Origin of the sequence: Clostridium zhoujianii (assembly GCF_051590805.1) — a bacterium.
In the GTDB taxonomy this organism is placed as follows: Bacteria; Bacillota; Clostridia; order Clostridiales; family Clostridiaceae; genus Clostridium.
In genome coordinates this window covers 1,063,619-1,077,745 of sequence record NZ_JBPUTF010000001.1, presented here as the reverse complement: position 1 = coordinate 1,077,745, position 14,127 = coordinate 1,063,619, and the positions used below count along the sequence as shown (strand labels likewise).

The following is a 14,127-nucleotide window of genomic DNA, read 5'->3' as shown; positions in this document are numbered from 1 at the left end:
ATTTATCTGAAATAATTAACTCCTGCTCTAAATATCTTTTGATCGAAGTTTCCTGGTACATTTCTGTATAGGTCTTCTCCTATTCTTTCTGAGTGAGCCATCTTACCTAAAATTCTTCCATCTGGACTTGTAATACCTTCAACAGCTAGTACTGATCCGTTTGGATTATGCGGCATATTTAATGATGGTTCTCCATTAAAATCAACATATTGCGTAGCAATTTGTCCATTTTCTTTTAATTCCTCTAATAGCCTTTCTGGAGCTACAAATCTACCTTCTCCATGAGATATTGCTACTGTGTGAATATCTCCTGTATTCACTTCACTAAACCATGGTGACTTAGTTGAAGAAATCTTAGTTCTTATTAATGAAGACATATGTCTATTGATATTATTATAAGTTAATGTTGCCATATCCTCTTCAATATCTCTTATTTCACCATAAGGAACTAATCCTAATTTGATTAATGCTTGGAATCCGTTACAAATTCCTAGGATTAATCCATCTCTATTATTTATTAGATCCATAACAGCATCTTTAATCTTTTCATTTCTAAAGACTGTTGCAATAAACTTAGCTGATCCATCTGGTTCATCTCCTGCTGAGAAACCACCAGGTAACATTATAATTTGAGCTGTTCTAATTTCTTTTTCTAATCTATCAACAGATTCTCTTAAAGCTTCTTTGTTTAAGTTTCTTATAAGAACTTGAACAACCTCTGCTCCTTCTTTTCTAAAAGCTCTTTCACAATCATCTTCACAGTTTGTACCAGGGAATACTGGAATTACAACCTTAGGCTTATCTACCTTAACTTTGCTTGAAACTCTTACCTTTTTATCATAAGCAATTGTTTCAACCCTTTTTTCTGTATCCTCAGTCTTTGATTTAAATACATCTCCTAACTTTTCTTCTAAAGCCTCTTCAATTTCATCAATAGTAAAACTTATACCATAATCATTACCTATGACTTTTTCATCAACTATTGTATTACCAATAACCTTGTAGCTGCATCCTTCAAAGGCTTCAATAATATTTACATCCTTATTAACTTCTAGTAAAAGTGATCCATAATTTAATCCAAATAATTCTTCTACCGAAAGATTAACAAACTCTGCTCCAATTCTATTTCCTAAAGTCATCTTACTGATAACTTCTGCTGCCCCTCCAAACTTTAAAGTTGATGCTGAAATTACTTTCCTTTCTCCAATCAAGTTATAAAGAACTTCTAAGTTCTTCTTGAACTTGTCCATATCTATTGTTCCATCAGTTAATTTTACACTCTTAAGAAGTACTAGTTTTGATCCTACCATCTTAAATTCTGGTGAAATAACTCTATTTGCCTTTTCATATCCTACTGCAAAGGAAACTAAACTTGGTGGTACATCAATATCTCCAAAACTTCCTGACATTGAATCCTTGCCACCTATTGCAGGTATTCCTAAGTCTTCTTGTGCCTTGTAAGCCCCAAGTAATGCTGCAAATGGTTTACCCCATCTTGTAGGATCTTTTCCTAGCTTTTCAAAGTACTCTTGGAAAGTTAATCTTACCTTTCTGTAATCTCCCCCCATAGCTGCAATCTTAGCAACTGACTCTATTACTGAGTAAAATGCCATATGGAATGGACTCCATGTACCTAAGTTTGGATTAAATCCAAAGGTCATTAATGATGCATCCTTACTTTCTCCATTAAGTACTGGAATTTTTGCTGCCATACCTTCTGCTGGAGTTTTTGAATACTTACCACCAAATGGCATAAGTACAGTTCTTGCTCCAATAGTTGAGTCAAATCTTTCAACTAATCCTTTTTGAGATGCTACATTTAATGAATGTAGATTTCCCATCCATTTATCTTTAACATTTACTATTCCTACTGAATAAGGATAATCAGAAGGTGCTGTAACCATGATATTTGTAGTTTGAGTTGCTCCGTTAGTATCAAGGAAGCTTCTCTTTACATCTACTATCTTTTTTCCTCTCCAGAATAATCTTAATCTTTCAGTGTCAGTAACTTCTGCTACTACAACAGCTTCTAAGTTTTCTTCTTCAGAAAGCTTTATAAATTTATCTGCTAAACTGTTATGAACTACAACAGCCATTCTTTCTTGTGATTCTGAAACTGCAAGTTCTGTTCCATCTAAGCCATCGTACTTCTTAGGAACCATATCTAAGTTAATATCTAGCCCTCTGCAAAGTTCTCCAATTGCTACTGAAACTCCACCAGCACCGAAGTCATTACATCTCTTTATCATCTTAGCTACTTCTGGATTTCTAAATAATCTTTGAATCTTTCTTTCTGTAGGAGCGTTACCCTTTTGTACTTCTGCTCCACAAGCATTTATAGATTCTTCTGTATGTTCCTTAGATGAGCCAGTTGCACCACCAACACCATCTCTACCTGTTCTGCCCCCAAGTAATATTATGATATCTCCTACTCTTGGTTCCTCCCGCACTACATTTTCCTTTGGAGCTGCTGCTATAACTGCACCTACTTCCATTCTCTTAGCAACATAGTTTGGATGATATATTTCTGAAACTTGACCAGTAGCTAGTCCAATTTGATTTCCATATGAACTATATCCATGCGCTGCACCCAATGTAATTGTTCTTTGAGGTAACTTACCCTTTAATGTTTCTTCAACTGGCACTGTTGGATCTGCTGATCCTGTAACTCTCATTGCTTGATATACAAAAGTTCTACCTGATAATGGATCTCTAATAGCTCCTCCAAGACAAGTAGCTGCTCCACCAAAAGGCTCTATTTCAGTTGGATGGTTATGTGTTTCATTCTTAAACATTAGTAAGTACTTTTCAGTTCCCTTATCTGTTTCAACATCTATATTAATTGAACAAGCGTTAATTTCATCTGAAACATCAAGGTCATCTAGCATACCTTTCTTTCTCATTTCTTTCATTGTTATAACTGCTATGTCCATTAATGTAATATTTCTATCTGTTTCTCCATAAACATAATCTCTAGACTTAATATAAGCTTCGTAGCTTTTCTTTATAGGATTTGTAAATCTATTCTCTTCTATTTCTACTTCTTGGATTGAGGTTGAGAATGTAGTGTGTCTACAGTGGTCTGACCAGTAAGTGTCAATAACCTTAATTTCTGTAATACTTGGGTCTCTCTTTTCTTCGTCTTTAAAGTAATCTCTAATCATAACAAGGTCATCAATACTCATTGCAAGGCTTTGTTCCTTATGGAATCCCTCTAAAGCAATAATATCTTTATTTATAAACCCAGTTAATATTTCTACATCATTAGGAATGCTAAGTGGTCCTTGTAGTTCCCTACTATCTATATCCACTTCTCTAGAATCTACTGAATTGATATGATACTCTTTAACTCTATCTACATCTTCTTTTGAAAGATTTCCTCTTAAAATGATAACTTTTGAGGATTTAACTTCTACTCTATCTTCTGTAGTAAGAAGCTGGAAGCATTGTGATGCTGAATCTGCTCTTTGATCATATTGACCTGGTAGGTACTCCACCCCAAAGGCTATATCTCCTTCATTTAATGGTAATGATTCTTCATAAACTTTATCAACTGTTAGTTCTGAAAAAATTGTATGTAAAGCCTTCTTATAATACTCATCTGATACTTCTCCAAGAGTATATTTATTAAGGACTCTAACCTCTTCTAAATTGTCCATTCTTAAATTTCTCTTAAAGTCGCTAAGCAAGCTTTTTGCTTCAACGTCGAAACCTTTTTTCTTCTCAACGAATATGCATCTGATATTCACCATTTAAATACCTCCAAATCATAAATAGAATTATTACGAATATTATCTTTAAATTTTGTCTTATATTTCGTTTTGTTAAATTTATACTACCACCCTAATGTTTTTTTGTCAATATTAACTAGGTAAATTTATATTAATATTCGTTATATATCGAATATTAATATGTTTTTATACGTATATATTTCGCATTAATTCGTATATTCACAATTAAACAAAAAAATACCGACAGCATGAGCCATCGGCAAAGAAACCTACGTAACCTTAAAAGGTCATTAATATTATATCCTTATGAAATGAAATATATTCACAAAACTTTATTCCATTTAAATCAATATTTTCCCTAAAAATGTATTGACATTTTTAAACATTCTTGTATACTATATTTCGTGGTGTTTACTATAAGTTAATTTTAAGTTTAGCATTAGTAAACTTTTACGTATTTTTTTCTTGATTATCTTACCTATCCTAAAGGGGGATAATTAAATTTAAGGGGGTTTTATTTTGAAACTTGAACAATTAGGTAGGCATATCCTAGTAGAATTCTATAACTGTGATTGTGATATTTTAGGTGATCATAATGAAATAGAAGAATATATGTGTGAAGCTGCTAGGAAAGCAAAAGCAACTATAGTAACAAGTTGTTTTCACAAGTTTAATCCATGGGGCGTTAGTGGTGCTGTAATTATACAAGAATCTCACCTTACAATCCATACATGGCCAGAATATGGCTACGCATCTGTCGACTTATACACCTGTGGTGAATCAGTTGACCCTTGGGTAGGCTTTGCTTATCTTGAAAAAATGCTAAAATGCGAAAGAAGTGAATCTACTGAAATAGCTAGAGGCATGGTAGAAAAAATACGAAGCTTCTCTCCTGAAACTTTTGATAGAATCACTCACAAACCAACTGCTTAAAGGGGGCTATTATGGAACTTTGGTACACAGAAAATCAAACTGACAATGTAAAATTCTCAATGAGAGTTAAGGAAACACTTTATTCTAAAAAGAGTGAATTCCAACAAATTGATATAATAGAGACATATGATTTCGGTAAAGTACTGGTTATTGATGGATGGACCATGATTACTGAAAAAGATGAGTTCATCTACCATGAAATGATTACTCATGTTCCTATGACAGTAAATCCAAAAATTAAAAATGTTCTAGTAATAGGCGCAGGTGATGGTGGTACTGTACGTGAATTAACTAGATTTAAGTCAATAGAAAAAATAGATATGGTAGAGCTAGATGAGGAAGTAGTTAAGGCTTCTAGAAAATACCTACCTTTCACTTCTTGCAAACTTGATGACCCAACAGTAAATCTTTACTTCCAAGATGGAATAAAATTTGTTGAAGGAAAAGTAAATCAATATGACCTTATAATCGTTGACTCTACAGATCCAATAGGTCCTGGTGAGGGCTTATTTACTGTGGAATTCTATAAAAACTGTTATAATGCCTTAACTGAAAATGGTATTCTTGTTAATCAAGGTGAAAGTCCATACTATGACATGAATAAAAGAGAAATGAAACGAGCACATAATAAACTTAAAGATATATTTCCAATATGTGAGGTATATCAATATATGATTCCTACCTATCCATCTGGACATTGGTTCTTTGGATTTGCTTCAAAGAAGTTACATCCTGTTAAGGATTATAATAAGGAATACTATAAAAGTCTTCAGTTAGATGATAAGTATTATAATGAAGATGTACATCTTGCTTCTTTTGCTTTACCTAACTATGTTAAAAGGTTACTTAATTCATAAATATAGAGTTGATACTTATTAAATTATTTAATAAAGACTTCAACACACTTATGTTGAAGTCTTTATATATAACTTATATTCAATCTTATTATTTTGATAATGCTAATAACAATTCTTCAATATTTAATCCATGCACAGCTACTGCTTCTTCAAGAGTTTCAGCTTGAGCAGATGGACATCCAACACATCCCATTCCAAAGCTCATTAAAATTTGTGCAGCATCTTCCTTTATACGAATGATTTCTCCTATAGTCATATTCTTAGTTATCATAATAACCCTCCTTAGATTCATCTTCTTTCTTGAACTAAGTATAATACAATCCTTACTTTAGCTCCGTATCAATTGTTACACTAAAAGAGAATTTATTAAATAATACTGTATATTTCTAATATATATCTTTCATAATTTAGCTTCAATTAGAATAATATCCTTCCTTCAATCCTTTTATCGAACTTACTCCATTCACCCTTCCCTACGCCTTCCTTAATTAAATCTATTTTATTGAAGGACGCATCAACATAATCAGCATAATGCACTATATATGCCTCCTGAGTTCTTGGCGGTACTGGTGATCCAAACTCTAATTTACCGTGATGTTGCACTATTATCCCCTTAATCCTCTCTTTAAAATCCTCTGAAAAATCATTAGGATTTTCTATAAATACCCTCTCTAACATAGTTATTCCCATTACTATATGTCCTTCTAAACTCCCTTTAATACTGTAATGAAATGGACCATCATAACTCATTTCATATATCTTACCTATATCATGTAGCTTTGCTCCTAATACTGCTAATTCCCTATACTCACAATTATATTGTATAGCAAAGATCTTAGACAAAGACATAACGCCTAAAGTATGTTCTGCAAGTCCTCCCAAATAATTATGATGATTATATACCCCACCTATAGCTCTTTTAAATTTTTCTAGAAAATTCTTATCCATAAAGAAATAATCATTTAACTTTTTTGCCTCTTCTGATTTAAACTCTTCAATAGAAATTCCCTCTATTTCCTTCATTATTTCTTCAATAGGTCTCTTAACTGTTGGAAGATAGTCTTCAATATTATATTCTTTCATCCTTTCACAGGAGGAAGGCTTAAAGGGTTCACTATAATGACCTTTGAACTTTAATACATCTCCTACCTTTAACTCCTTATCACCATCATTTATTATGCACTTTACTTCCTTACCTTTATCACCAACATATGCCCATACCATTTTCTCATTTTTATCTAATATCTTATTTATCATAAGAGATAACTCTATTTTTTCTCCCCAATTATAATCCTTTAAACTTTTGTTCTTCATATTTTTCACCTATCCTTACAAGAATAGTATGTGTTCTTTCACCTATTTTTACGCAAAAAAGATGTTGAATTCACAACATCTTTTCCCTCATAAATTTGTATTACCCGAATTATCTTATCAATTATTTTGCTACAATTGGAAGATATAAATTTTCATCGAGTATATTTAGTTATTCTTTATCCTACTATTATTAATTCTGTTACTAGGTACTACACAAAAGAAATTTTCTTATCTTATGCATAATACATAACTACCTATTATATTTATTACTGCAATTAAAAATAACTATCTTTAACATCTGATTTTTAAATCTTATACTACTTATCCTAGTGTAAATTCCGAGATTTTACTCTCTAATATCCAAATACTTATTTATTTAAGATTTAAATCAACTTCAATACTAAACCATTCTAATATTAAGTCTTAAGATAGTCTCCTTAACAATTTATAGAGTTGTGGGGAAACTTAATATAAATTGTCAATTATGTATATATATCAAAGGTGTTTCTATAAAGGATTAAAAGTTAAATCTTTTATCCTATAATTTATATGTCCACCAATTGTAGCCTAACTATTCCATTAAAGAATATAGTTTCTTCTGTATAAGCGGTTTAATAAAAAGCTGTTATATGTAACGTTCTTTTTACAATATCATCAAGTACAACACTATCAAATATTACGTTACTTTCATATGCTAGCAAATTCCTAACATCATGTAAGCAAACAAAACCATTTTCATCATTGCTAAAATAAAAATCATCCAGTAAGCTATTGCTATCTATTATATTCTTATTATAATTGCTTTCAACAATAAAACTTGTAGCATTTCCTTTCTTTATGCAAGATATATTTACAAAAGGATTCAAGCAATTTTCTGTAGCCTCTATAGCATTTTCTATTATAATACCAATGCATCTTGATATTATAAGCTCATTTGATGAAATAAAGTTTATTAAATTAGGAACACTTACCCTTATACTTATCCCTCTATTTTCACACATTATAATCTTAGCAAGTATTGCTCCCCTAGTAGATGGTACTCTTAAATTTGAAAAGCTACTAACATCTATAGTTGGTGATGAAATATTATAGTTATCTGTTTCTTTCCTATCTGACCTCTTCCCCCTTAGTAATAAACCCAAACCCAATTCCCCCATTCAACCTTTCTAAATGTATTATACATGGAATGCTAAAGGTAATACAAAATAATACATATCTTTACCTTTTTCATACATGAATTGACTTAATTAAGAAAGTTGTACAAAAAAAGAGACACTTTGTGTCTCTTAAAATTCTAATTCTATTCTTAAAGAATCCTTTTTAGGCTCTATTATTATATTACCACTAACTCTTTTCATAACCTTACTAATATTATATAGGCCATATCCATTTCCATTTGCCTTAGTGGTGTAACCTTTGTTCATAATTGATGATATATCTACAGCACTAATATCCTCTACTGAATTTTCTACTGCTATGTAATGACTAATCTTTTCCTTGTTTATTTTTTCATAAATATCAATCTTAATCCAAGAATCATTCTGATCATTAGCTGCTTCTATAGCATTATTTAATAGATTACTTATAACTACAACTAATTCCGTACTATTCATTTCTATGTCTTCTAAGCTACTTAATATTTCATAATCTACCTTAATGCCTCTATCTTCCGCTTCATGTATTTTACTGTATAAGACCGCCTTTAAAACTATATTATTTACGTAGAGCAATTTATTCAAATTATCACTTTGCTTTATCTTACCAATATAATCCTCTACTTTATTTCTAACTTCATTATCATCATTTACAAGAATCATACTATATATTGCATTAAGATGATTTTTATATTCATGTTCATTAGCCCTTAATTGATTCACATAATCTTCTAAAATAGTCTTAAAACTATTCTCAGTTAATAATCTATCCCTTTCTTTCACTTGGTGAATTAAACAACAGTAAGTCCAAAATGTTAATACTGCAAATATTATTACAATTACTAGTATCTGTATTCCTATTATCCCTCTTAATGAGTCATTATCAAAAAGAAGTTTTGCAATTAAAGTAACTAATACTAAATTAAATAAAAGTAGTATAAATGTATTGTTTTTATCCATAGCCCTTATAAAGTCTTCATACTTTTTTGATGGTACTAATAATAAGATCACTGTTACAATTCCATAACTAATAAAAATACAAATAATATTTAAAATATTAAACTCCATATCTACTGTGCCTTGAAGGCTTAATGCAATTCCTAAGGCTATGTTTTCACTCACAATCATTATAATTAGTCCTACTATTACTTCAGTAATACAATTCCATATTTTATTTTTCCTCTTAATATTAAGAAAAAGAATAGTAATGAAAAGTATAACTATGAAGGATATTGTTGGAACCTTAATTAATACATATTTATTTAGTCCATATAAAAATATACTTACAGGAATCATAATATCAAAATCTTCTAGTACTTTTCGTTGAAATATTATATTTCTAAATAGAACTATTGCCAGGGTTTCTACAATAGTCATAAATGGCATGATTATTCCTCCCACCTTGCAAAAACATCATCTTTATAACTATTACTAAGTTGAGCTACATCATCAATAATTGTAAAATGTATGTCCCATATCTTAGGATATACTTTTTCTATTCTATTTATATACCTTGTGTTAACCACATAAGATTTATGAGCTTGTACTATATTATCACTCTTAATTGATTTCATTAGTTTAGCTAAAGACATTGCTTTACTTTGTATTTTACCTTTATTAGTATAAAAAAAACATTTACGTTGAGAATACTCCACAAAGATTATATCGTCTTCAAATATTTTTGCCGAAACACCATTTTCAAGGGATACTATAAAAGAATTACATTCTTTTACTGGAGTACTTGTAAATTCTTCGTAAAATATATCAATAATACGTTTTATATCATCAACTGTATAGGGTTTTATTAAAAAATCATAGCAATGGGTATTTTTGAAAGCATCTATTATTTGTACTACTTGTGTTGTTAAAAATACTATTCCCGTTAATTTATATTCATGCATCTCTCTTACTTTCTTAGCAAATTCTAGTCCTGAGCCATCAGGAAGATTTATATCTATTAAGAATAGATCTATTTTCTTCTCCTTTACAATCTTTTCTGCTTCCATCACAGTTTCAGCATCATATGTTTTAATATCGATATAGTTTTTCTCTATTATCTTAATTAAAGATTCCTTTTGCTTCTTATCATCTTCTATTAATAATATTCTCATTTTCTCCTCCAAAATGACATTTTTTATACTCCACATTCATATTATACAATCATACGACATTTATGTAAAATCTACTATAGTTACCTATAGTAAATAAAAAAGTTATTTCAATCCATTATTATGTCTTGAAATAACTTTTTTAGAATTATTTTAATAATTATTATTTTATTATTTCTTAAGATCTAACGGCAATTCTGGTTCTCCACCATACCAGAAGCAATAAGTCGTTACTCCCTTATTTGCAGCCATTTTACTTACTTTCTTCATTGCTTTAGCAACTTTTTGTAATACCACTTCTTTTTTCATGATTTTATTACACTCCTTTTCATATATAAATAATCTATTATGATATACAATTGAGTAATTAATAATAGGCTTGTTAAATGATTAAAGAATAATTTGCATATAAGGGCTGAAAAGACTACTACCAAAAGTAACTTAATCCTAAGTCTTATATTAAGACTTCTATTCGCCCCACTACTATCTATTTTCGTCTTATATTCAACTCCAAGTAAAACTATAGTTTCAAATACCAAAATAGCCCCTTGAATAATTGAAGGCATGTCCTCTGTTACACTACCAACAAAGTAAAGAAGATAAAATAAAAATACACTTCTTATTAAACATCTTAAATAGCTTTTAGCATGAGTACCTCCAATACTACTTCTTAAGATACTCATCATAAGAAATACTATGAAAAATTCCAGAACATTACCTGTTAATATTGATGTAAATAATATTACTAATGTTTTTATAAGTTCCCCAAGTAATGTTTCTACCCCATATCTAATCCTATCAATTTCATACTTATCTTCAATATTTAATATTTGTGTAATGAAGTTTACATTCCATTTAATAGCATGTTGTAACATCATTATTTCTTCCTTTCTTTTGCTTTCTTTCTTTTGTTTTCTTTCTTTATAATACTACTTTTTATCTCCTTATTTTACATTCGGTATGAAAGTGCGAAATCCGTACACATAATGCTTTTCCATATCATTTCATACCCTATATATGCTTTTCCTGCAATTTTTATTTTTTTTACTTATTTTTAGTATATAAATAGTATATTACTTTAGGAGAGATAACTTATGCATGATATGATCAATTTACCAGATAAATATATCTTAATATTATATGATTCTTACTCATCTTTATCTGTTGATGGTATTGATGAAAGTACACTTTTATTTGTTGATGAGTTTGCATCAACATCCTTAGCTGATATAATTGAAAATATCGAATTTCTTTTTAAAGCATCTGATAGCTGCAATAATTTTGCATTTATCCTTATTAATAAGCCAGATTCTACTTTTTTATATAAGGTAGCTATTTAGTTACCTACACTATGTTATAAGATTTTAGTGCCAAAAAGCTACTTACTTTTAGAAGTCAACCTCTAAAAGTAAGTAGCTTTTTACCTTTAATCAATTAGTTTTATATTCTAGTATATCACCTGGTTGGCACTCTAACACCTCGCAGATCTTTTCTAAGGTTGAAAATCTTATTGCTTTAGCTTTTCCAGTTTTTAGTACTGAAAGATTTGCATTTGTTATTCCAACCCTTTCAGAAAGTTCATTTAATGATATTTTACGTTTAACCATCATAACATCTAAATTTACTATTATACTCAATTCCATCACCTAAATTCTTAACTCATTCTCTTCTTTTAATACTTTTCCTAGCTTTATTATTTCTATTAAAACTATTATAAACAATATAATTGATATTGAATACACACTATCAAAACTAAAGTTAAATCCAAAACCAGACATAGATAATTCCGGTATTGTTCCTACCTTTCCTATTACTATACTTTGTTCAAAACTCATTATATCTAATCCACCTGTAGATTTAGGTATAATATTAAATGCCTTAAGAAAAATGTATAATCCTATAACAATTGCACTTTTTTTAATATTCTTATGTTTGTATTATTAAAAATACTATTAGTATTTATAGATTTTATTATTTTTTTAATGAAATTAATGGATATACGCTTAAAATTATACCTAATATACTCCCTATAAATAGCATAATTCTCATAACACTACTAAAAATTACTTGTTTCATTTCTCCATTCCAAGGTATTTCAAATGGTGGATTTTCAAAAATAATATATGCTGATGCTAAATTAAATATTAAAGCAATACAGATTACAAAACTCAATAAAATGTTCCATCTACTTAACCTTCTCAGTCTTTTTTCTTTCCAATTACTATAGGCTTTATTTCAGACATAATTGCCCCTCCAATATTTTACTTATATATTTAATATAGATCATTTTTATCGTTTATCAATAACTTTTTTCTGTTTATTAACTAATTTATTATATAAATTCAATATATTATTAAAATAACCTTATTCAGCAAAGTATGCCCTACTTTCTCAAATGATAATATTCTTAGAAACTTTGACATTTACCATTATTTGTGTAAAATTTAATAGTAACGTATTATTTTTTTACAATCCACAAAAAGGAGATGAATATTATTATGAAAAAATTACTTTTTTCAACCTTATCCTTAATAGTAGTACTTATAATTTATGGTTGTACAGACACAAATTATTTACCCTTAAGTGGATTCTATCAAAGTGAAAGAACCATTGATAATTATGTTATCCAAATATCAATACAACCTGATGAAAAGAATTTTACAGAATATATTGATAATAGAGAAGTTAATAGTGGTACTTATGATGAGTTAGGTGATAAAAAATACAAATTAATTGGAGAGAATCAAACAATTGAAATTGCTTTAGAGAAAAATAATTCTTTTGAAGTTATTTTTAAAAATCTTAATGACGGAAATCCTATTGTGATGAAAAACATTGATAAAGTTCCAGTATACTATTCAACAGAATTTGATGATATTGATAAATATAAAGCTTTAATTAAAGATTAATTATAAAAAGATAAAGGACAAGAAATTCTTGCCCTTTATCTTTTTATCTCTAATTCTCTTGTATAAGCCTAATATAAAAATCTAATCTATATTTCTTCCTAATGATGATTGCCATATTTCATACCAATGATCTCTAGTGAAGTTTAATTGTAAAGCATTCACAGCTGCCTTAGTTCTTTCAATTTTACCCGAACCTACTATAGGCATTATTTTCACTGGATGTCTCAATAGCCAAGCATAAATAACTTCATCTATAGAATTAGCTCCTATTTCTTCTTTGATTCTATCAAGAGATCCTCTTAATCTTACTGCTCTCTCATCTTCTCCAGTAAATATTCTTCCTCCTGCAAGGGGTGACCAAGCCATAGGATTAATTCTCTTCTCTAACATGAAGTCAAAGCTTCCATCAGCTATTGGATCTAAATGTAATGGTGATACTTCTACTTGATTTGTTACAAGAGGTACATCAACATAGGATTGTAGCATACTAAATTGTGATGATGTAAAATTAGATACCCCAAAGTTAAACACCTTCCCACTCTTCTTTAATTCATTAAAAGCCTCTCCAATTTCTTCTGGGTCCATTATAAAATCAGGTCTATGAATCAATAATAAATCAATATGATCAGTTCCTAATCTTCTTAATGAATTTTCAGCACAAGTTACAATATGCTCCTTACTTGAATTATATTGTAACATTTTATTTTCTGGGAAAAGAGCATTCATCGGTTTAATTCCACATTTTGTTATTATTTCAATCTTATCTCTTAAAGTAGGATTTAGCTTCATAGCATTTCCTTGAAGCTCCTCTGCCATATAAATATCAGCGTTATCAAAAGAAGTTATACCTAATTCTAAGCACTCTTCCATAAATCTTAATGTATCTTCAGGTTTATTATTCCAGTGACTTAATCTCCAAAAACCTTGTATTATTCTTGATAATGATAAATCTTTATTAACCTCTATTCTTTCCATAAATACTCACTCCTTTTATTATGTTCTTTGCCAACAGTAACATATTCTATTTTCTAACTCAAAATCCTCTAGCAAAATATTACATTCCTATTAATTTCCCTTTATACTTAGTATTGATTATACCTTATTTGCCTTCTCTAAATAAT

Annotated in this window: 16 protein-coding genes; 4 read left to right on the top strand and 12 right to left on the bottom strand. The window is 29.4% G+C overall.

The window, feature by feature from the left end; all coding sequences use genetic code 11:
* Positions 1-2: 2 nt before the first annotated feature.
* A complete protein-coding gene (locus ACSYT2_RS05080) occupies positions 3-3,752 on the bottom strand; it encodes a phosphoribosylformylglycinamidine synthase (RefSeq protein ID WP_438383868.1) in 3,750 nt (1,249 codons plus the stop codon).
* A gap of 495 nt (positions 3,753-4,247) precedes the next feature.
* Between ACSYT2_RS05080 and speD the strand changes: the two genes are divergently transcribed.
* Together speD and speE are read left to right on the top strand one after the other, a co-directional pair.
* Positions 4,248-4,664, top strand: a complete 417-nt coding sequence (gene speD / locus ACSYT2_RS05075; RefSeq protein WP_430856687.1) for an adenosylmethionine decarboxylase — start codon at positions 4,248-4,250, stop codon at positions 4,662-4,664.
* An 11-nt stretch (positions 4,665-4,675) separates the two neighbouring features.
* The gene (gene speE / locus ACSYT2_RS05070) at positions 4,676-5,521 is read left to right on the top strand and encodes a polyamine aminopropyltransferase (protein WP_430856097.1); all 846 of its coding nucleotides are present in this window, start codon (positions 4,676-4,678) and stop codon (positions 5,519-5,521) included.
* A gap of 88 nt (positions 5,522-5,609) precedes the next feature.
* Here speE and ACSYT2_RS05065 read toward each other — a convergent pair whose 3' ends face one another.
* The 7 genes from ACSYT2_RS05065 to ACSYT2_RS05035 form a co-directional block, all read right to left on the bottom strand.
* A complete protein-coding gene (locus ACSYT2_RS05065) occupies positions 5,610-5,792 on the bottom strand; it encodes a DUF1858 domain-containing protein (protein WP_430856096.1) in 183 nt (60 codons plus the stop codon).
* 146 nt (positions 5,793-5,938) lie between these two features.
* On the bottom strand, positions 5,939-6,835 hold the full coding sequence (locus ACSYT2_RS05060; RefSeq protein ID WP_430856095.1) for an HD domain-containing protein: 897 nt from the start codon (positions 6,833-6,835) through the stop codon (positions 5,939-5,941).
* A 611-nt stretch (positions 6,836-7,446) separates the two neighbouring features.
* Positions 7,447-7,977, bottom strand: coding sequence for a GHKL domain-containing protein (locus ACSYT2_RS05055; protein ID WP_438383865.1), 531 nt, complete (start codon positions 7,975-7,977; stop codon positions 7,447-7,449).
* Between the two features lie 144 nt (positions 7,978-8,121).
* Positions 8,122-9,375, bottom strand: coding sequence for a sensor histidine kinase (locus tag ACSYT2_RS05050; RefSeq protein ID WP_438383863.1), 1,254 nt, complete (start codon positions 9,373-9,375; stop codon positions 8,122-8,124).
* Between the two features lie 2 nt (positions 9,376-9,377).
* The gene (locus tag ACSYT2_RS05045; RefSeq protein ID WP_438383862.1) at positions 9,378-10,100 is read right to left on the bottom strand and encodes a LytR/AlgR family response regulator transcription factor; all 723 of its coding nucleotides are present in this window, start codon (positions 10,098-10,100) and stop codon (positions 9,378-9,380) included.
* A 168-nt stretch (positions 10,101-10,268) separates the two neighbouring features.
* Positions 10,269-10,406: a cyclic lactone autoinducer peptide gene (locus ACSYT2_RS05040; RefSeq protein WP_430856091.1), complete on the bottom strand. Its 138-nt coding sequence runs from the start codon at positions 10,404-10,406 to the stop codon at positions 10,269-10,271.
* Entirely contained in the window at positions 10,403-10,975 is a 573-nt protein-coding gene (locus ACSYT2_RS05035; RefSeq protein WP_430856090.1) for an accessory gene regulator B family protein, read from the bottom strand. Before ACSYT2_RS05035 ends, ACSYT2_RS05040 begins: the two co-directional genes overlap by 4 nt.
* A 216-nt stretch (positions 10,976-11,191) precedes the next feature.
* Here ACSYT2_RS05035 and ACSYT2_RS05030 point away from each other — a divergent pair, with 216 nt between their 5' ends.
* Entirely contained in the window at positions 11,192-11,437 is a 246-nt protein-coding gene (locus ACSYT2_RS05030; protein WP_430856089.1) for a hypothetical protein, read from the top strand.
* Between the two features lie 90 nt (positions 11,438-11,527).
* On the opposite strand, the gene ACSYT2_RS05025 is transcribed toward ACSYT2_RS05030, so the two are convergent.
* From ACSYT2_RS05025 to ACSYT2_RS05015, 3 genes are all read right to left on the bottom strand, one after another.
* Entirely contained in the window at positions 11,528-11,734 is a 207-nt protein-coding gene (locus ACSYT2_RS05025; RefSeq protein ID WP_430856088.1) for a helix-turn-helix domain-containing protein, read from the bottom strand.
* Between the two features lie 9 nt (positions 11,735-11,743).
* The gene (locus ACSYT2_RS05020; RefSeq protein WP_430856087.1) at positions 11,744-11,932 is read right to left on the bottom strand and encodes a hypothetical protein; all 189 of its coding nucleotides are present in this window, start codon (positions 11,930-11,932) and stop codon (positions 11,744-11,746) included.
* A gap of 136 nt (positions 11,933-12,068) precedes the next feature.
* Positions 12,069-12,269, bottom strand: a complete 201-nt coding sequence (locus ACSYT2_RS05015; protein WP_430856086.1) for a hypothetical protein — start codon at positions 12,267-12,269, stop codon at positions 12,069-12,071.
* 326 nt (positions 12,270-12,595) lie between these two features.
* Between ACSYT2_RS05015 and ACSYT2_RS05010 the strand changes: the two genes are divergently transcribed.
* Complete coding sequence (locus ACSYT2_RS05010) at positions 12,596-13,006, top strand: hypothetical protein (protein WP_438383859.1); 411 nt, start codon at positions 12,596-12,598, stop codon at positions 13,004-13,006.
* Between the two features lie 81 nt (positions 13,007-13,087).
* On the opposite strand, the gene ACSYT2_RS05005 is transcribed toward ACSYT2_RS05010, so the two are convergent.
* Positions 13,088-13,981, bottom strand: a complete 894-nt coding sequence (locus ACSYT2_RS05005; RefSeq protein ID WP_438383856.1) for an aldo/keto reductase — start codon at positions 13,979-13,981, stop codon at positions 13,088-13,090.
* Positions 13,982-14,127: the final 146 nt, after the last annotated feature.